We start from the raw sequence: 17786 nt of genomic DNA, 5'->3' as shown, positions 1-17786 counted from the left end.
ACCGCGACACCGTCCGCACCGCATCGCCCCGCACCGTCCCGGCCATCTCGTTCGACATTCGACCCATCCCCGCAAAGCCCGGCCGACGAGCGTGCCGCCCGGGCCTTTGTTGGGGCCATGAGTGACAGACGCGGGCCGCGAGAGAAAGTCTTTGGCGTCGCAAAACTAGTCTTTTCTTTATCGGATATATCAAATTATGCGCGGTGTTGCGAGAAATCTATGCTTCAATAAACGCAAAGGTTATCTTGCCTTGCAGACAGATCTCGATTCCCGACAGCCCCGCTTTCCGGTCAGGAGATCGCCCTGCACGGCCCGCGCGAGCGTCATCCAACCGACAACCGCATGTCCCATTCTGAGGCAATACGCGACGATCATGCTTCGCGCCGCGGCATCGAGCACCGATGGCTGCCGCTCTTCAAAGGCGATGCTTCGCCACAATCCCGATCCCATCGCGAAAACGGTCACACGCTGGGCGTGATCGAAAGGCACCCACTCTCGTTTCAGGCGATGCGCGTGCCGGTGCCCGGCACTGGCATCAAGGGTGATTGCCCCCCGAGCGCGAGGGCATCTACACAAGACCCGCGCGTGTCCGAACGCCGTCTCCCCCCGTAGGCCAACCGCCGGTTCCCGAGGTGCGCTCTGGGGCGGGTGGGCGCCGGCCGCCTCTGCCGACCGGGGGAGATTTCCCGACCCAACCCGCTCGCCACGCTTCCCCGGCTGTGCTCAAAGGGCCAAGGCCGTGCTCGAGGGGCATCGCCCGATGAAACCTCTCCGGATGCAGACCCGCCCATGATCCGCCGCCTCTACGAATGGATCCTCGCGCTCGCCGGCAAACCCTCGGCGCCCTGGGCCCTCGGCGCCGTCTCGTTCGCCGAAAGCTCGTTCTTTCCGGTGCCGCCCGACGTGATGATGGTACCCATGGCGGTGAGCCGGCCCGACCGGGTGTGGTTCTACGCCCTCATCACCACCCTGGCCTCCGTGGCCGGGGGCGTCCTCGGTTACGCCATCGGCGCCCTGCTGTTCGATTCCATCGGCCAATGGGTCTTCCGGGTCTACGGCCTGTCCGAGAAGGCCGCGACGTTCCAGGCGTCCTATGCCGAATACGGCCATTGGGTGATCCTGCTGAAGGGGCTGACGCCGATCCCGTTCAAGCTCGTCACCATCACGTCGGGCTTCGCCCATTACGACCTGTTCTGGTTCGTCGTGCTGTCGCTCATCACCCGTGGCGCGCGATTCTTCCTCCTGGCGGGACTTCTCGGCCGCTACGGCGTTCAGATCCGCGGGGTGCTCGACCGGCATCTCAACGTCGTCGCGGCCATCGCGGTCGCGGTCATCATCCTCGGCTTCGTGCTGTTCAAGGTGCTTCTCTAGATGAACTACGCGACCCTGCTGCGCCTGCGTCGCGGCGCCCTGTTCCTCGTGACGGCTTCGGTGGTGACCCTGGCGGTCGCCCTCACCTTCCAGTTCTGGCTGGGCTACGTCCCGTGCAAACTCTGCCTGACGGAGCGCCTGCCCTACTACGCCGCGATTCCCCTCGGCCTCCTCGGTCTCGTCCTGCCCGAGCGGGCGAGCCGCCTCGTCCTCGGCCTCGCGGCCCTCGGCCTCCTCTACGGTGCGGGCTTGAGCGTCTATCACGCCGGCGCCGAATGGGCGCTGTGGCCCGGCCCGACGGATTGCGGCGGCGGCTCCGGCGCGGCGCCCGCGACGGTAGCGGATTTTCGCACCGCCCTGGAAACCACGCGGGTGGCCGACTGCTCCACGGCCGCTTGGCGCTTCCTCGGAATCTCCCTCGCCGGGTGGAACGCCGTGGTGGCCTTCGGGCTCGCATCCGTCTCCGGCATGAGCGCCGCCAAGCGGTAAGTCTCAGTGCCGGTCGTCGGCGGCAGGCGGCAGGGGCGCGACCTCGATCCCCTCCTCCACCAGGGCCTCGGCCTCGTCGCGGGTGGCCTCGCCGTAGATCGGGCGCACGGGGGTCTCGCCGTAATGCATCCGGCGCGCCTCCTCGGGAAAGGCCGTGCCGACATCGTCGGCGGTGCGGATCACATGCTCGCGCACGGCCCGCATCAGGGCGCGGATGCGCTGCTCGGGCTCCGACAGCAGGGGCATGGGTTGGGGCGCGACGACCGGCAGGGTCTCGGACGCCTCGCCCCCCGGAGCCTCGACACCGAGGGGACGCGCGCCCCCGCGATCGGTCCGGGCCACGGCGGGCGCCATCATCCCCTTCGTCACCCGCGAGGAACCGCAGAGCGGACAGGCGACGAGGCCCCGCGCCGCCTGATCGTCATAGGATTCGCTCGACGGGAACCAGCTCTCGAAATCGTGGCCACCGTCGCAGACGAGGGTGTAGCGGATCATGGATGGGCTCGGGGCGCGGTCAGGCGGGGCGCCCGACCCGCTCCACGGTGAAGGGCCGGGCGTGCAGGAGCGCCGGGATGCGGGCGCGGGCATCCGTGACGCGGGCGAGGTCGATTTCGGCCAGGATGATCCCGGGCTCGTTGCCGCCGGCATCCGCCAGCACCTTGCCCCAGGGATCGACGATGAGCGAGTGGCCGTAGGTGTCGCGCCCGTCTTCGTGATGACCGCCCTGCGCCGCCGAGATCATGAACGAGCCGGTCTCGATGGCGCGCGCCCGGTGCAGCACATGCCAATGCGCCTCGCCGGTCTGCTGAGTGAAGCAGGCGGGGGCAGTGAGAATCGCGGCGCCCGCCTCGGCCATCGCCCGAAACAGGGCCGGGAAACGGATATCGTAGCAGATGGCGACGCCGACGGGCGCCCAGGGCGTCTCGGCCACCACGGCGCAGGCGCCCCCCGTATAGGTGGACGATTCGCGCCAGCGCTCGCCGTTGGGCAGGTCGACATCGTAGAGATGGACCTTGTCGTACGAGGCGGTGATCGCGCCCTCGGCGTCGATGAGGAAAGCGCGATTGGCGATCTTGTCGCCGTTGCGCACGGCGAGCGACCCGATCTGAACCACCACGCCGTGCTCGCGCGCCAGCTCGCGCAGGGCCGCGAGGGTCGGGTCCTCTTCCTGAGCCGAGACGTTGGCGAACAGCCGCGCCTTGTCGCGCTCGACCAGGGAGGTCATTTCCGGGGTCTGCACGTATTGCGCGCCGGCCTTCGCCGCCTCGCGCACGAGGCCAACCGCCGCATCGCGGTTGGCGAGGGGGTCGCGGCCCGAGCGCATCTGCACGCAGGCGGCGACGAAGCGGGGCGCGGTGCTCACGACGCGGCCACCATCGGTTCGAGCTTGCCGGCGCCATTGAGGGCGTATAGGTCGTCGCACCCGCCCACATGGGCGTCGCCCACGAAGATCTGCGGCACGCTGGTTCGCCCCCCGGCCCGCTGCACCATGGCGGCGCGCGACCCGGCCGTCCTCTCCACGTCGATTTCCGTGAAGGCGATGCCCTTCTCGCGAAGCAGGCTCTTGGCCGCCGAGCAATAAGGGCACCAGGCTGTGGTGTAGATCGTGACCGGCTTCATGTCGCAGGGTCCCAAGGCGTGTCACACCGCTTATAGGCGAGCCGCGTGGCTCTTCCTACTGCGGCGTTCCGCGGAGGGCGCGCCGGCCGCCGGCCCTCAGGCGGCGAGGAGTTTCTCGACCTCGTTGACGAGATCGCGCAGGTGGAACGGCTTCGACAGGACCTTGGCGTCCTTCGGGGCCTTCGAATCCGGGTTGAGGGCCACGGCGGCGAAACCCGTGATGAACATCACCTTGATGTCCGGATCGAGTTCCGTGGCGCGGCGCGCCAGTTCGATGCCGTCCATCTCGGGCATCACGATATCGGTGAGCAGGAGCTCGAACGGCTCCTCGCGCAGACGGTTATAGGCCGAGAGCCCGTTGTCGAACGAGAGCACGTCGTAGCCGGCATTCTGCAACGCCTTGGCCAGGAACCGGCGCATGTCGTTGTCGTCTTCCGCGAGGAGGATCTTCATCGAACGTTAGCCTTGTGCCCTTGAGTCGCTTCGTTTTTTCCACAAAGCATCAGCTTGGTAAACAGACCGTTGCCGAGGCCTTGGCCGCGCGGAGACACTGACCGTGCGCGACGGCACCCTTACGCCCTCCGGAGGGCGCGTGTCACGGTAGACAGAGGCCCCATCGCCACGCACAGTGAACGGATGCGTTTTCCCGCCCGGACCGAGGCGCCCGCGCCGCGATGACAGACTCCTCCGCTTCTCCGGGCTCCCCGGAACAGCCGTGGTTCGATCCGCCCTTCCGCGTGGACGAACCCGACGATCACATCCTCCCGTTCGTATTCAACGCACCGCATTCGGGAGCGGTGTATCCGCGCGCCTTCGTCGAAGCCTCGCGCCTCGACGCCCTGGCCTTGCGCCGCTCGGAAGACGCCCATGTCGACCGCCTGTTCGCGCCGGTGGTGGATCTCGGCGCGCCCCTGATGTGCGCGCACTTCCCCCGCGCCTATCTCGACGTGAACCGCGAGCCCTACGAACTCGATCCGCGCATGTTCGACGGGCGCCTGCCGGCCTTCGCCAACACCCGGTCCATGCGTGTGGCTGGAGGGCTCGGCACCGTGCCGCGCATCGTCGCCGACGGGCAGGAAATCTATCGCGGGCGGTTGCCCGTGGAAGAAGCGGTGCTGCGCATCGAAACCCTGTACAAACCGTATCACCGCACCCTGCGCGGCCTCATCCAGCGCACGGCCCGCGATTTCGGGCAGGCCATCCTCATCGATTGTCACTCGATGCCGTCCTCCAGCCTCGGACGCGACGAGGCTGCACGGGCCGACTTCGTCCTCGGCGACCGCTTCGGCACCGCCTGCGCCCCCGAACTCATCGCCGGATTCGAGGAACACCTGAAAGCGCGCGGCTTTCGCGTCCACCGCAACAAGCCGTATGCGGGCGGCTTCATCACCGAGCATTACGGCGAACCCAATCTCGGCCGCCACGCCCTTCAGATCGAGATCAACCGCGCCCTCTACATGAACGAGGCGACCCTCGCCCTCGGCGCGGGATTCTCGGAGCTGGTCTGGCACCTGCGCACGGTGGTGGCCCACGTCGCGGCCGAGGTCGAAGCCTGGGCACCACGCCGGATGGCGGCGGAATGACGGGGTCGGACGCCGCTTGAAGGGGTCAAAAAAATTTTTTGAGGGCGAGGCGCGATCGGACAGTTTTTCGTGAGGTGGAGCCACCCCGCTGGTGGTTAGGAGTAGCCCGCCCCGTCCGCATACCTATAATGCGCCCCAACAGGCCGTCGCACGAGCACGCATCCATGCCCTCCCGCATTCCCGATTTCACCACCGTCGCCTACGCCCCGGTCGCCGCCGCTCCGGTGCCGCCGCAGGGCGAGCCCTGGATGACGCCCGAGGGCATTCCGGTGAAGGGCGTCTACGGCCCCGAGGATCGCGACGGGATCGAGTTTCTCAACACCTATCCGGGGGTGGCGCCGTTCCTGCGCGGACCGTACCCGACCATGTACGTCACCCAGCCCTGGACCATCCGGCAATACGCGGGCTTCTCCACGGCCGAGGATTCGAACGCCTTCTACCGGCGAAACCTCGCCGCCGGCCAGAAGGGCCTCTCCGTGGCCTTCGACCTCGCGACCCACCGGGGCTACGATTCGGACCATCCCCGCGTCTCGGGCGATGTCGGCATGGCCGGGGTCGCCATCGATTCCATCTACGACATGCGGACGCTGTTCTCAGGCATTCCGCTGGACGAGATGACCGTGTCGATGACCATGAACGGCGCCGTGCTGCCGATCCTGGCCCTCTACATCGTGGCGGCCGAGGAGCAAGGCGTGCCGCCGGAAAAGCTCGCCGGCACGATCCAGAACGACATCCTCAAGGAGTTCATGGTCCGCAACACCTACATCTATCCGCCGAGCGGATCGATGCGGATCATCGGCGACATCTTCGCCTATACCTCCAAGAACATGCCGAAGTTCAACTCGATCTCGATTTCCGGCTACCACATGCAGGAAGCCGGGGCGACGAACGACCTCGAACTCGCCTACACGCTGGCCGACGGCGTCGAGTACATCAAGGCCGGTCTGGCGGCGGGGCTGACCATCGATCAGTTCGCCCCGCGCCTGTCGTTCTTCTGGGCGATCTCGACGAACTTCTTCATGGAGATCGCCAAGATGCGGGCCGCGCGCCTGATCTGGGCCAAGCTCGTCAAGGAGTTCGAGCCCAAAAGCGACAAGTCCCTGCCCCTGCGCACCCACAGCCAGACCTCCGGCTGGTCGCTGACGGCGCAGGACGTGTTCAACAACGTCACCCGCACCTGCATCGAGGCCATGGCGGCGACGCAGGGCGGCACCCAGTCGCTACACACCAACGCCCTCGACGAGGCCCTGGCACTCCCAACCGACTTCTCGGCCCGCATCGCCCGCAACACCCAGCTGTTCCTGCAGCAGGAGAGCGGCACCACCCGCACCGTCGATCCGTGGGGCGGCTCCTACTACGTCGAGAAGCTGACGCAGGACATGGTCGACCGCGCCTGGGAGCACCTGCGAGAAGTGGAAGAGCTCGGCGGCATGGCGAAAGCCATCGAGGCCGGCATCCCGAAATTGCGCATCGAGGAAGCGGCGGCCCGCGCCCAGGCGCGGATCGATTCCGGCCGTCAGACCATCGTGGGCGTCAACAAGTTCAAGCCCGAGGACGACCGCGCCATCGAGCTCATGCGGGTGGACAACGGCAACGTCCGCACCCTGCAGATCGACAAGCTCAAGCGCCTGCGCGCCGAGCGCAATCAGGCCGATGTCGATGCGGCCCTGGCGGCTCTCACGGCGGCGGCGCAGGGGACCGGCAACCTCCTCGAACTCGCCGTGAACGCGGCACGGGCCAAGGCGACGGTGGGCGAGATTTCCGATGCCCTGGAGAAGGCGTGGGGCCGGCACCGGGCCGAGATCCGCTCGATTTCGGGCGTCTACAAGCGAGAGGTGGGTGGCATGTCGCCGGCAGTCGAGACGGTTCGTCAGCTCGTGGACACGTTCGAGGAGAACGACGGGCGGCGCCCGCGCATCCTCGTCGCCAAGATGGGGCAGGACGGTCACGATCGCGGCCAGAAGGTCATCGCCTCGGCCTTCGCGGATCTCGGCTTCGACGTGGATATCGGACCGCTCTTCGCCACCCCCGACGAGGCCGCCCGGCAGGCGGTTGAGAACGACGTTCACATCGTCGGCGTCTCGTCGCTCGCCGCCGGCCACCTCACCCTGGTACCCGAACTCAAGGCGGCACTCACGGCGCAGGGCCGCGAGGACGTGATGATCGTCATCGGCGGCGTCATTCCGCCGGGCGACTATCCCGCCCTCTACGCGGCGGGCGCCTCGGCGATCTTCCCGCCCGGCACGGTGATCGCCGAAGCCGCCGTCAAACTCATTCACGAGTTGAACGAACGTCTGGGCTACGCTGCGCGCCAGGCAGCCGAATAGTCGGAGCGGTCCCGTCCTTGCAGGGCGAGGGGCGTTTCGCACGTGAGTGAACGATCATGGCACAGGCACATCCCGAGCTGATCCACCCCGTGATCCTGTGCGGCGGTTCGGGGACGCGCCTGTGGCCGGCCTCGCGCGAGAGCATGCCGAAGCAGTTCACCCCCCTGGTGAACGCCGATGCTTCGACGTTCCAGGAGACGGCCCGGCGGGTGGTCGATCCGACCGTGTTCGGCCGACCCACGATCATCAGCAACGGCGATGCCCGTTTCATCGTGGCCGAGCAGCTGCTTCAGGCCCGGATCGCGGCCGACATCGTCCTCGAACCGTCGCGCCGGGATTCGGCCGCCGCCGTCGCGGTGGCCACCCTGCACGCGGCCCGGCGCGATCCCCAGGCCGTGGTGCTGATCCTCGCGGCCGACCACGTCATCGGCGACACGGCCGCCTTCGTGACGGCCGCGAAAGCCGCCGCCGTCGGCGCCCGCGCCGGCCGGATCATGACCCTCGGCATCGAACCGACGGGGCCGGCGACGGCCTACGGCTACATCCGACGGGGATCGTCTCTGGATGGCGTGCCGGGCGCCTTCGCCGTCGAGCGGTTCGTGGAGAAGCCGGATCGGGACGGCGCCGAGCGACTCATCGCCGAGGGCGCCTTGTGGAATTCGGGCTACTTCCTGTTCCGGGCCGACGTGATGCTGGCCGAACTCGAGGCCCAGGTGCCCGAGATCCTGTCGGCGACCCGGGCCGCCCTCGACGCCGCCAAAACCGACCTCGATTTCCTCCGCCTCGACGACGCCGCCTTTGCGCGGGCGCCGAAAACCTCCATCGATTACGCCGTGATGGAGCGGACCACCCGCGCCGGCGTGCTCCCCGTCTCGTTTCCGTGGTCGGATGTCGGCACCTGGGACGCCGTATGGGAGGTCCTGCCCCGCGACGCGGCCGGCAACGCCGTGCGCGGCCGGGTCGAGACCATCGACACCACGGGAAGCCTGATCCACAGCGAGGGCGAACTCCTCACCACCGTGGTCGGCCTCGACGACGTGGTGGTTGTGGCGACCCCGGACGCCGTGCTGGTGACCTCGAAGGCCCGCTCGGGCCAGGTGAAGGACCTCGTCACGCAGCTGCGCGAGAAGGCCCATCCGGAGGCCGACGCCCATCGCCGGATGTATCGCCCCTGGGGCTGGTATCAGCGCATCGACATCGGCGAGCGCTTTCAGGTGAAGCGCATCATGGTGACGCCGGGCGGCCGCCTCTCCCTGCAGAAGCACTACCACCGGGCCGAGCACTGGGTGGTGGTCAAGGGCACGGCCGAGGTCACCGTCGACGACAAGGTGGTGCTCGTCCACGAGAACGAGGCGGTCTATCTGCCCATCGGCTCGATGCACCGCCTCACCAATCCGGGCAAGATCGCCCTGGAACTCATCGAGGTTCAGGTCGGCAGCTACACGGGCGAGGACGACATCATTCGCGTCGAGGACATCTACGGGCGCTGAGAGCAGCGCCGCAAACGACGGCCTCGACTCCCGGCACGATGCCCTGAGACCGTCGGTCCAACCGGCGAACGCCCGGTCGCGGCGCAAGATCGGCCGGCTGATTCAGATCCCAGACCCAACCCAGCCGGGCGAGGCCGCAGAGCAATCGCCATCCCAGATCGGCCTGCCCCGGCTCCGTGCCGAGGCGGGCCGATTGCGGCCAGGCGTGATGGGTCGCGTGCCAAGCCTCACCGAAGGTAAGCCATGCGAAGGCCGGACGGTCGTGGCCCTGCACGGCTTCGCCGTCGACCACCCATCCCTGGGGACCATCCCGATGGGTGAGATGCACGACCAGCCAATGCCCCGTGAGTGATACCGCGATGCGGACCGGGATCCCCCAGACGAGCCACGGCAGCCCACCGACAAGGAGGAACAGGATCGCCCACGGGACCTGCTGCGCCATCCAGGTAGCTTCGAGGAAGCGATAGAAGCGGTTCCGGGCCAAGGCGGCTTCGGGCACGAAACGCGGCGGATGCGCCAGGACGAGCCGGTTGTGCATCTGCATCCAAGCGTCCCGAAGCATCGGCAAACGATTGGCATGGAGGTCGTGGCACTGGTCCTGCCTTTGGGCCCAATCCCGGATATCGTGCAGACGGACCATCCCGATTGGCCCCGCCATACCCACGAGGGTCCCGAGATAGACCAGAAGGTATTCGAGCCAGGGCTTAGCCGAGAAACTACGATGCACGAGGAGCCGGTGCATTCCGACGGAGTGTCCGGCGCATAAGGTCACCGCCGTTGTCAAGCAGAACAGGGCGACGGCGCCGGGCGTGACGAAGATCGGCGCCAGGGCGAGGCTCGACAGCCCCATCGTCCCGACCCAAAGCGATTTGGCGGGGTCCCATTCGACGACACCCTCGACACCCGACGTTTCCGCATCGGCCTTCATCCGCTCCGTCGATGTCCAGACCATCGCCCTCACTCAATTCGTTGATTAGGAAATTTCATAAATAACATGCTGTCATTGTCAAGCCTTAGGAAATTTCCTAAATCCCTTCAATGCAGCGTGTCTTCGAAGCCCTGGCCTCCGCCCCGAGGCGCAAAATTCTCGCGCTTCTGGCCCATGGCGAACTGAGCGCGGGCGACATCGCCGCCCGTTTCGAGATGACGAAACCGTCGATCTCGCAGCATCTTTCCGTACTGGAAGCCGCCGGATTGGTGACGGGTGAGAAGCGTGGGCAGTTCGTGTTCTATCGGCAGGTTCGCGACAACCTGATCAACACCCTCAACGGGTTCGTACAGGAAGCCTGTCCCGTCACTCGTCCCCTCAAGCGGGAAAGTGCGGAGCGGCAGCACGCCAGTGACGAGACCGCCTGAGGCCGTTCGACTTCTACGCCGCCACCGGCCGTTCGGCCCGCCCGCGATAGGACAGGGCCTCGGCGAGGTGGACGCGCCGCACCGTCGCCTCGCCGTCGAGGTCGGCCAGCGTCCGGGCCACCCGGAGGGTGCGGTGGAAGCCACGGGCAGACAGGCGCATGGATTCGGCCGCATGGCGGATCAGGGCGGCGCCGTCGGCATCGGGAGCCGCCACGGCCTCGATCACCGTCGCCGGGCAGGTGGCGTTGGTGGTGCCGGGGCGTAGATCGTGGGCGGCGTAGCGGGCCGTCTGCAAGGCGCGGGCGGCCGCGACCCGCGCCGCCATCTCGGCCGAGCCCTCCACGGGCGGCGGCAGAATGAGATCGGCGGCCGTCACCGCGCCGACCTCGATGCGCAGATCGATCCGGTCGAGGAGCGGGCCGGAAATGCGGGCGCCGTACTGGGCGATGCAGCGTTCGTTCGGCCCCTTGCGGCAGGCATAGCCCGGCTCCAGGGCCTGCCCGCAGCGGCAGGGGTTCATGGCCGCCACGAGCTGGAACCGGGCCGGATACGTCACCCGGTGATTCGCGCGGGCGATCATGATCTCCCCGGTCTCCATGGGCTGGCGCAGGGAATCGAGCACCTGGGGGGTGAATTCGGGGAGTTCGTCCAGGAACAGCACGCCACCATGGGCGAGGGACGCCTCCCCCGGTCGGGCGTTGAGGCCACCGCCGACCAGGGCCGCCATGGAGGCGGAATGGTGCGGCTGGCGGAAGGGACGGCGGTTCGACAGCGCCCCATCCTTCAACACGCCGGCGACCGACTGGATCATCGAGACTTCGAGGAGTTCGCGCGGCGAAAGTGGCGGCAGGATCGAGGGCAGGCGCGCGGCCAGCATCGACTTGCCGGCGCCGGGCGGCCCGTTGAAGACGACGTTGTGGGCGCCCGCCGCCGCGATTTCGAGGGCGCGCTTGGCCCCCTCCTGTCCCTTGATGTCGCGCAAGTCCGGCAGGGGGCCGCCGGAAGCCGCGATGGCGGGATCGGGTCGCGCCATCACCTGCGTGCCCTTGAAGTGGTTGGCAAGTTGGATCAGGGATCGGGGCGCCAGCACGTCCATGTCACCCGCCGCCCAGGCTGCCTCCGGGCCCGTGGCCGCCGGGCAGATGAGGCCGAGGCCCCGGGCGTTGGCCGCCATGGCGGCGGGCAGCACGCCGGACACCGCCGTGATCGTGCCGTCGAGGGCGAGTTCCCCGAGGACGCAATAGCCCGCCAGGGCGTCGGCCGGGAGTGCCCCGATGGCCGCCATCACGGCCAGCGCGATGGGCAGGTCGTAATGCGACCCCTCCTTGGGCAGGTCGGCCGGCGCGAGGTTCACGGTGATGCGCTTGGCCGGCAGGGCCAACCCCGAGGCGATGAGGGCCGAGCGCACCCGCTCGCGCGATTCCGCCACGGCCTTGTCGGCGAGACCCACCACCGTGAAGGCGACGAGGCCGGGCGCGATCTGCACCTGCACGTCGACGGCCCGCGCCTCGATCCCCTCGAAGGCAACGGTGGCGACGCGGGTGACCATGGTTCACTGCCCTGCGGGATCGATCGGGTGGCGCAAGCCTAGGCGGCAGCACGCGCGGAAACAACCGACGCGCGCGCGTTCACAGGGACCGGGAACAGAATCGGGCGATCCGTCGTTCGGTCCGCGTCTCAACATTCACACAAGGACACCGCATGTCGTTCAAGACCGCCGGCCTCGCCGCCCTCGCCCTCGGGATCGCCTTCACCGGCTCGGCCTATGCCGACCGCGCCCCCACCCCCGCCGAACTCACCAAGATCGAGGGTGTGCTGAAGGAAGCGGGCTTCACCAAGTGGAAGAAGATCGAGGTCGAGGACGACGAGATCGAGGTGGACGACGCCATCGACGCCAACGGCAAGCAGTTCGACCTCGAACTCGATCCGAAGACCTTCGCCATCGTCAAGCGCAAGGCCGAATAAGTCCTCTTCGGCGGCGTCACCGCCGCCGCTCGAACGCGGGCACCTGCGTATCCGTGCTCACGCCCTCGGGCGTGAGCGCCTTCCAACGCGTCATGAGGGAGGCAGCGGACCGGCCCAGGCCGAACAGTGGCGCCCCGACATCGTAGACCCGGGTTCCGTAGACGTTGACGGTCCGTCCGTCCCCGTAGGTGTGGAAGCTGACCGTGATCGCGGCCGCGTCGCCGTCGATCTTGCACACGATGGTCTCGTTGGTCTGGAAGCCCTCGATTCGGAGCAGGCAATCGCGGTTTCCCCGTCCCGGCGCGACGGTGAGGCGATAGGCGACGACGATGCCCGAGCCGCCCACCGTCCGACCGGCGCTGTGTTCGTAGGTATAGGTTCCGGCCCAGGATCGCGCGCGATCCGGAACCGCGAGGGCGTTCGAGGCCGCAAGGATCAGAACGATACCGATTTGTCCCGCACGCCACGACATCATGGAACGCTCCCTCACGCCTTTGCTCCGATTCGTCCGCTTGCATCCGCCGCCGACCCCGGCCATATAGCGCACGGGAGGTTGGCGAGGGACGTTTCACTCGCCAACCGGGTCAGGTCCGGAAGGAAGCAGCCCTAACGAGACCGAGCGGGTCTTCGTCCAGCCTCCCACCTTTCGTTTCTCGTCAAGTAGCCCGCGTGGCGGCACCCTCCGACCAGGGCGGTGCCAAACCACGCAAGGCGGCATGGACGCGACCTCCGGCGATTTGAGCGACGCCCCCGGCCTGCCGGGCTTCCCCGAGCCGGCGCCCGCCGCGACGCCCTACCGGGTGCTCGCCCGCAAGTATCGCCCCCAGAATTTCGACGATCTCATCGGACAGGGCGCCATGGTGCGGACCTTGGCCAACGCCTTCGCGGCCAACCGCATCCCTCAGGCGTGGATGCTGACCGGCGTGCGCGGCGTCGGCAAGACCACCACGGCCCGGATCCTGGCGCGTGGCCTGAACTACGTCCGCGACGGTCATCCCGATACAGGCCCCACCATCGCCATGCCGGAACTCGGCCGGCATTGCCGGGCGATCATGGAATCCCGGCACATGGACGTGCTGGAGATGGATGCCGCCTCGCACACCGGCATCGACGATGTCCGCGGGATCATCGACGGCATCCGGTATTCACCCACGGAGGCCCGCTACAAGGTTTACATCGTCGACGAGGTCCACATGCTCTCCGAGAAGGCGTTCAACGCCTTCCTGAAGACCCTGGAGGAGCCGCCGCCCCACGCGAAATTCGTGTTCGCCACCACGGAGATCCGCAAGGTCCCGGTGACGATCCTGTCGCGGTGCCAGCGCTTCGACCTGCGCCGCGTCGAGGCCGACACCCTCGTGGCCCATCTCGCGAAAATCTGCGCCGCCGAATCCGTCGAGGCCGATTCAGAGGCGCTCGCGGCCATCACCCGGGCGGCCGAAGGCTCCGTGCGCGACGCCCTCTCGCTCCTCGATCAGGCCATCGCGCACGGCGCCGGCCTCGTCACCGCGCAGGGCGTGCGCGACATGCTCGGCCTCGCCGACCGGGGCCGCATCGTCGACCTGTTCGAGGCGGTGATGCGGGGCGACATTCCGACGAGCTTCGCCGAAGTGCGTGGGCAATACGAGGCCGGAGCCGATCCGGCCGTGATCCTCTCCGATCTCGCGAGCTTCACCCACCTCGTCACCCGCCTGAAGCTCGTGCCGGAGGAGGCGGCCGCCGACCCGACCCTGAGCGAGGCCGAGCGCGCGCGGGGTGGAGATTTCGCCCGCAAGCTGTCCGTCCGGGTGCTGTCGCGGGCTTGGCAGATCCTGCTGAAGGCGATTCCCGAGGTACAGACGGCGACGCGTCCCCTCGCCGCCGCCGAGATGGCCCTGGTGCGCCTCGCCTACGCCGCCGACCTGCCGACCCCGGACGAAGCCCTGCGACAGGCTCGGGGCGAGGCCCTGGCCGCCCCGAGCCGATCCGCGTCGGACCCCGCCTCGGGCGGCGCTCCGATCATGGCCCAGGGCCGCCCGCCCCTGCCGCCGATTCCGACCTTCTCCTCCGAAGCACCGCCGCGCGCGCCCGTCGCCATGGCGGCGGGCGGCGGCCGCCCGGCCCTCACCATGGTGGCCCCCTCTCCGACGCCATCCATCGCCCCGGTGGCGGCGCCGGAACCCGAGGGGCCGCGCCTCACCCGGTTCACCGACGTGGTGGCGCTCGCCGACACCAAACGCGACATCGGCCTGAAGATGGCCCTGGAGCGTGAAGTCCATCTCGTGCGCTTCGAGGAAGGCCGCATCGAGTTTCGTCTCACCGAGGGTGGACGCCAGACGCTCGCCAACGACCTCGCCCGGGCCCTCGACCTGTGGACGGGCCGGCGCTGGATCGTCGCCCTGTCGAAGGAAGCGGGCGAACCGACCCTCGACGCCACGGCGCGGGCCGCCACGGAGACCCGGCACCAGAACGCCGCCGCCCATCCCCTGGTGCGGGCCGTGATGGCTGGTTTTCCGGGCGCCCAGATCGTCGATGTCCGCGACCGTGCCCCCGACATCGCGGCCGAAGCCCCGCCAACGGGCGAGGCGGAGACCGAGGAACCGGACGGCGAGGCATAGCGCCGGCCACGCGCCGTCCCCACCTCCATCACGACCCCAAGATTCGAAGGACCTCCGACGATGCGCGACCTCATGGGCATGATGAAGCAGGCTCAGGCCATGCAGGAGAAGATGGCCGCCCTCCAGGGCGAACTCGACACCGTCGAGGTGCAAGGCGTCTCCGGCGGCGGCGCCGTGCGGGTGACCATGACGGCCAAGGGGCAGGTGAAGGGCGTGCAGCTCGATCCGGCGCTGATGAACCCCGACGAGCGCGAGATCCTGGAAGATCTCATCGTCGCCGCCATGAACGATGCCCGGGTCAAGGCCGAGGGCGTCGCCGCCGAGCGGATGAGCGAACTCACCAAGGGCCTGCCCCTCCCCCCCGGCCTGAAGCTGTTTTAGGATAAACCGGAGGTGGCCCAAGGCCGCCCCCCTTTCGGCTCAGGCGGCGATGGCCTGGGCCGACGGTTCCGCCGCTCGCACGTCGGCATCGACGTGGTCGGCGAAGCGCTTGAAGTTCTCCTGAAACATGGCGACGAGGCGCGTCGCCGTCTCGGTGAAGGCCGCCTTGTTGGTCCAGGTCTCCACGGGCGAGAGCACCAGATCCTCGACGCCCGCCACCGCGACCGGCACCTCGAAGCCGAAATACGGATCGCGCCGGAACTCGCCCTGCGACAGGGAGCCGTCGAGGGCCGCCGCGAGCAGGCGACGGGTGACGCGGATCGGCATGCGCCGGCCGGTGCCGACGCCGCCCCCGGTCCAGCCGGTGTTGACGAGCCAGCAATCGACCTCGTGCTTGGCGATGAGATCGCGCAGGAGGTTGCCGTAGACGCTCGGATGGCGCGGCATGAACGGTGCCCCGAAGCAGGTCGAGAACGTCGCCTCGGGCGCGGTCAGGCCGCGCTCGGTGCCGGCCACCTTGGCGGTGTAGCCGGATAGGAAGTGGTACATCGCCTCCGCGCCCGTGAGCCGGGCGATGGGCGGCATCACCCCGAACGCGTCGCAGGTGAGCATGACGATGTTCTTCGGGTGCGCGGCCCGCCCGGTGGCGCTGGCATTGGCGATGAAATCGAGGGGATAGGCGCAGCGGGTGTTCTCCGTGCGGGAGGCATCGTCGAAATCCGGCGCCCGCGTCACGGGATCGATGACCACGTTCTCCATCACCGTGCCGAACCGCTCGGTGGTGGCGTAGATCTCCGGCTCGGCGTTGCGCGACAGGCGGATGGTCTTGGCGTAGCAGCCGCCCTCGAAGTTGAAGATTCCGTCCGGGCTCCAGCCGTGCTCGTCGTCGCCGAGCAGCATCCGCGAGGACTCGTTGGAGAGGGTGGTCTTGCCGGTGCCCGACAGGCCGAAGAACAGGGCCGAGTCGCCGGCCTCGTCGAGGGCGGCATTGGCCGAGCAATGCATCGGCATCACCCCGACCTTGGGCAGGCGGTAGTTCAGATAGGTGAAGACCGACTTCTTCATCTCGCCCGCATAGGCGGTGCCGCCGATGAGCACGAGGCGGCGCGAGAAATCGATGGCGATCACCGTCTTCGACCGGCAGCCGTGGCGATGCGGCTGCGCCTCGAAGCTCGGCAGATCGATGATCGTGAGTTCGGGCACGAAGGTATCGAGGGTTTCACGCTCGGGGCGGATGAGCAGGTTGCGGATGAACAGGGAGTGCCAAGCGAATTCCGTGAATACCCGGACGGTGACCCGGTGACACGGATCGGCGCCGCCGTAGAGATCCTGGGCGAACAGGTCCCGGCCTTCGGCATGGGCGAGAAAATCCTGGTACAGGGTCTCGAACTGCTCCGGCGTGATCGCGCCGTTGTTCTCCCACCACACCTGATCTTCCGTGTCGGCATCGCGGACCACGAACTTGTCCTTGGGCGAGCGCCCGGTATGGGCGCCCGTTGTGGCGACGAGCGCCCCACCGCGCGCGAGTTCGGCCTCGTCACGGCGCAGGGCCTCTTCGTAGAGCCGGGGCGCTTCGAGGTTCCAGTGCACGGCTTTCAGGCGGCGCAGACCGATGGCCTCGGCGCCGTGGCCCGCATTGAATGATCCGACATTGGTCATGGGCATGTCTCCTCGGGCCCCTGATCGCTCCACCGGGCCGGACTCGTTCGATGGAGCGTCCGCGCGGTCGTTCAGGTCCGCCGCGCGCAGGTTCGCCGCCCCACGAGTCACCGTTTTTGCCCAGGTGCTCAAGTCTTGCCGAGAAATCACACTTGCGACAACGCAAAAATAATTTGCGGTCGCGGGCTTTCGGCCGCGCTTCGCCCATGGGGGCGAAACCGCGGAGACATCGGCCTATATGTGTCTTGCCCCGTTGCGGGCGCCCCGCCCTCCCCCGCGAACCCCGCCGTGGCCTCGGCCCGGCCACGCGAGCCCCAACGGACCGTTCATGCCCAAAGCCGTCGCCGGTCCCGAGATCGAGCGCCTGATCCAGCTTCTCGCGCGGATGCCCGGCCTCGGCCCCCGCTCGGCCCGGCGCGCGGCGCTCCAGCTCATCAAGAAGCGCGAGACCATGCTGGCGCCCCTGGCCGAGGCCATGCGGGTGGCGTGCGAGCGCATCATGGTCTGCAGCACCTGTGGCAACGTCGACACCACCGAACCCTGTACCATCTGCCGCGATCCGACCCGCGATCCCTCGACCCTGGTGGTGGTTGAGGACGTCTCGGATCTCTGGGCCCTCGAACGCTCGGGCGCCGTGACCGCGCGCTATCACGTGCTGGGCGGCGTGCTCTCGGCCCTGGACGGCGTGCGGCCCGAGGATCTCAACCTCGACAGCCTCGTGTCCCGCGCCGCCGATCCCGCCATGCGGGAAATCATCCTGGCGCTCAACGCCACCGTCGATGGACAGACCACGGCGCATTACGTGACCGAATCGCTGAAAGGGCACGGCCTGAAGGTGACCCGCCTCGCCCACGGCGTCCCCGTGGGCGGCGAACTCGATTACCTCGACGAGGGCACGCTGACGGCCGCGATCCGCAGCCGTACGCCGTTCTGATCGCGCGGCGCCGGGCC

The 17786-nt window shown here is 68.3% G+C and carries 18 protein-coding genes and 1 other RNA gene; 11 read left to right on the top strand and 8 right to left on the bottom strand.

Features of this window, described 5'->3' with window-relative positions; translation table 11 throughout:
• Positions 1 to 789 precede the first annotated feature (789 nt).
• On the top strand, positions 790 to 1371 hold the full coding sequence (locus tag BM249_RS13315; RefSeq protein WP_091972544.1) for a YqaA family protein: 582 nt from the start codon (positions 790 to 792) through the stop codon (positions 1369 to 1371).
• On the top strand, positions 1372 to 1860 hold the full coding sequence (locus BM249_RS13310; protein ID WP_091972543.1) for a disulfide bond formation protein B: 489 nt from the start codon (positions 1372 to 1374) through the stop codon (positions 1858 to 1860).
• Between the two features lie 3 nt (positions 1861 to 1863).
• Here BM249_RS13310 and BM249_RS13305 read toward each other — a convergent pair whose 3' ends face one another.
• From BM249_RS13305 to cpdR, 4 genes are all read right to left on the bottom strand, one after another.
• A complete protein-coding gene (locus tag BM249_RS13305; protein ID WP_091972542.1) occupies positions 1864 to 2355 on the bottom strand; it encodes a DUF1178 family protein in 492 nt (163 codons plus the stop codon).
• Between the two features lie 19 nt (positions 2356 to 2374).
• Positions 2375 to 3223 carry a carbon-nitrogen hydrolase family protein gene (locus tag BM249_RS13300; protein WP_280142675.1) on the bottom strand — a complete coding sequence of 283 codons (849 nt, stop codon included), beginning with the start codon at positions 3221 to 3223 and terminating at the stop codon, positions 2375 to 2377.
• Entirely contained in the window at positions 3220 to 3480 is a 261-nt protein-coding gene (gene grxC / locus BM249_RS13295) for a glutaredoxin 3 (RefSeq protein WP_091972541.1), read from the bottom strand. Before grxC ends, BM249_RS13300 begins: the two co-directional genes overlap by 4 nt.
• Before the next feature lie 96 nt (positions 3481 to 3576).
• Positions 3577 to 3933, bottom strand: a complete 357-nt coding sequence (cpdR, locus tag BM249_RS13290) for a cell cycle two-component system response regulator CpdR (protein WP_003603128.1) — start codon at positions 3931 to 3933, stop codon at positions 3577 to 3579.
• Positions 3934 to 4154: 221 nt separating this feature from the next.
• On the opposite strand from cpdR, the gene BM249_RS13285 reads away from it, so the two are divergent.
• The 3 genes from BM249_RS13285 to BM249_RS13275 all read left to right on the top strand — a co-directional run bounded on the left by BM249_RS13285 (position 4155) and on the right by BM249_RS13275 (position 8880).
• Positions 4155 to 5063 carry an N-formylglutamate amidohydrolase gene (locus BM249_RS13285; RefSeq protein WP_091972539.1) on the top strand — a complete coding sequence of 303 codons (909 nt, stop codon included), beginning with the start codon at positions 4155 to 4157 and terminating at the stop codon, positions 5061 to 5063.
• A gap of 164 nt (positions 5064 to 5227) precedes the next feature.
• Positions 5228 to 7390, top strand: coding sequence for a methylmalonyl-CoA mutase (scpA, locus tag BM249_RS13280; protein WP_091972538.1), 2163 nt, complete (start codon positions 5228 to 5230; stop codon positions 7388 to 7390).
• Between the two features lie 56 nt (positions 7391 to 7446).
• Complete coding sequence (locus BM249_RS13275) at positions 7447 to 8880, top strand: mannose-1-phosphate guanylyltransferase/mannose-6-phosphate isomerase (protein WP_091972537.1); 1434 nt, start codon at positions 7447 to 7449, stop codon at positions 8878 to 8880.
• Here the strand turns inward: BM249_RS13275 and BM249_RS13270 are convergent.
• Positions 8849 to 9832: an acyl-CoA desaturase gene (locus tag BM249_RS13270; protein WP_143103760.1), complete on the bottom strand. Its 984-nt coding sequence runs from the start codon at positions 9830 to 9832 to the stop codon at positions 8849 to 8851. The genes BM249_RS13275 and BM249_RS13270 overlap by 32 nt on opposite strands.
• Positions 9833 to 9918: 86 nt before the next feature.
• Between BM249_RS13270 and BM249_RS13265 the strand changes: the two genes are divergently transcribed.
• Positions 9919 to 10236, top strand: coding sequence for a metalloregulator ArsR/SmtB family transcription factor (locus BM249_RS13265; RefSeq protein ID WP_091972536.1), 318 nt, complete (start codon positions 9919 to 9921; stop codon positions 10234 to 10236).
• Positions 10237 to 10249: 13 nt separating this feature from the next.
• On the opposite strand, the gene BM249_RS13260 is transcribed toward BM249_RS13265, so the two are convergent.
• A complete protein-coding gene (locus tag BM249_RS13260) occupies positions 10250 to 11785 on the bottom strand; it encodes a YifB family Mg chelatase-like AAA ATPase (protein WP_091972535.1) in 1536 nt (511 codons plus the stop codon).
• Between the two features lie 152 nt (positions 11786 to 11937).
• Between BM249_RS13260 and BM249_RS13255 the strand changes: the two genes are divergently transcribed.
• Positions 11938 to 12201, top strand: coding sequence for a PepSY domain-containing protein (locus BM249_RS13255; RefSeq protein ID WP_091972534.1), 264 nt, complete (start codon positions 11938 to 11940; stop codon positions 12199 to 12201).
• A gap of 16 nt (positions 12202 to 12217) precedes the next feature.
• Here BM249_RS13255 and BM249_RS13250 read toward each other — a convergent pair whose 3' ends face one another.
• Entirely contained in the window at positions 12218 to 12676 is a 459-nt protein-coding gene (locus BM249_RS13250) for a DUF5991 domain-containing protein (RefSeq protein WP_091972533.1), read from the bottom strand.
• 72 nt (positions 12677 to 12748) lie between these two features.
• Between BM249_RS13250 and ffs the strand changes: the two genes are divergently transcribed.
• From ffs to BM249_RS13235, 3 genes are all read left to right on the top strand, one after another.
• Positions 12749 to 12845: signal recognition particle sRNA small type (gene ffs, locus BM249_RS13245), an RNA gene on the top strand.
• A gap of 72 nt (positions 12846 to 12917) precedes the next feature.
• Positions 12918 to 14795: a DNA polymerase III subunit gamma/tau gene (locus BM249_RS13240; RefSeq protein ID WP_091972528.1), complete on the top strand. Its 1878-nt coding sequence runs from the start codon at positions 12918 to 12920 to the stop codon at positions 14793 to 14795.
• A 60-nt stretch (positions 14796 to 14855) separates the two neighbouring features.
• A complete protein-coding gene (locus tag BM249_RS13235) occupies positions 14856 to 15176 on the top strand; it encodes a YbaB/EbfC family nucleoid-associated protein (RefSeq protein ID WP_091972527.1) in 321 nt (106 codons plus the stop codon).
• A gap of 39 nt (positions 15177 to 15215) precedes the next feature.
• Here BM249_RS13235 and BM249_RS13230 read toward each other — a convergent pair whose 3' ends face one another.
• Positions 15216 to 16835 carry a phosphoenolpyruvate carboxykinase gene (locus BM249_RS13230; protein ID WP_091972526.1) on the bottom strand — a complete coding sequence of 540 codons (1620 nt, stop codon included), beginning with the start codon at positions 16833 to 16835 and terminating at the stop codon, positions 15216 to 15218.
• A gap of 328 nt (positions 16836 to 17163) precedes the next feature.
• On the opposite strand from BM249_RS13230, the gene recR reads away from it, so the two are divergent.
• Positions 17164 to 17769 carry a recombination mediator RecR gene (recR, locus tag BM249_RS13225; protein ID WP_091972525.1) on the top strand — a complete coding sequence of 202 codons (606 nt, stop codon included), beginning with the start codon at positions 17164 to 17166 and terminating at the stop codon, positions 17767 to 17769.
• Positions 17770 to 17786: the final 17 nt, after the last annotated feature.

Origin of the sequence: Methylobacterium gossipiicola (assembly GCF_900113485.1) — a bacterium.
Lineage (GTDB): Bacteria > Pseudomonadota > Alphaproteobacteria > Rhizobiales > Beijerinckiaceae > Methylobacterium > Methylobacterium gossipiicola.
The sequence above is the reverse complement of the archived record's forward strand: the minus strand, read 5'-3'. Positions and strand labels throughout refer to the sequence as shown.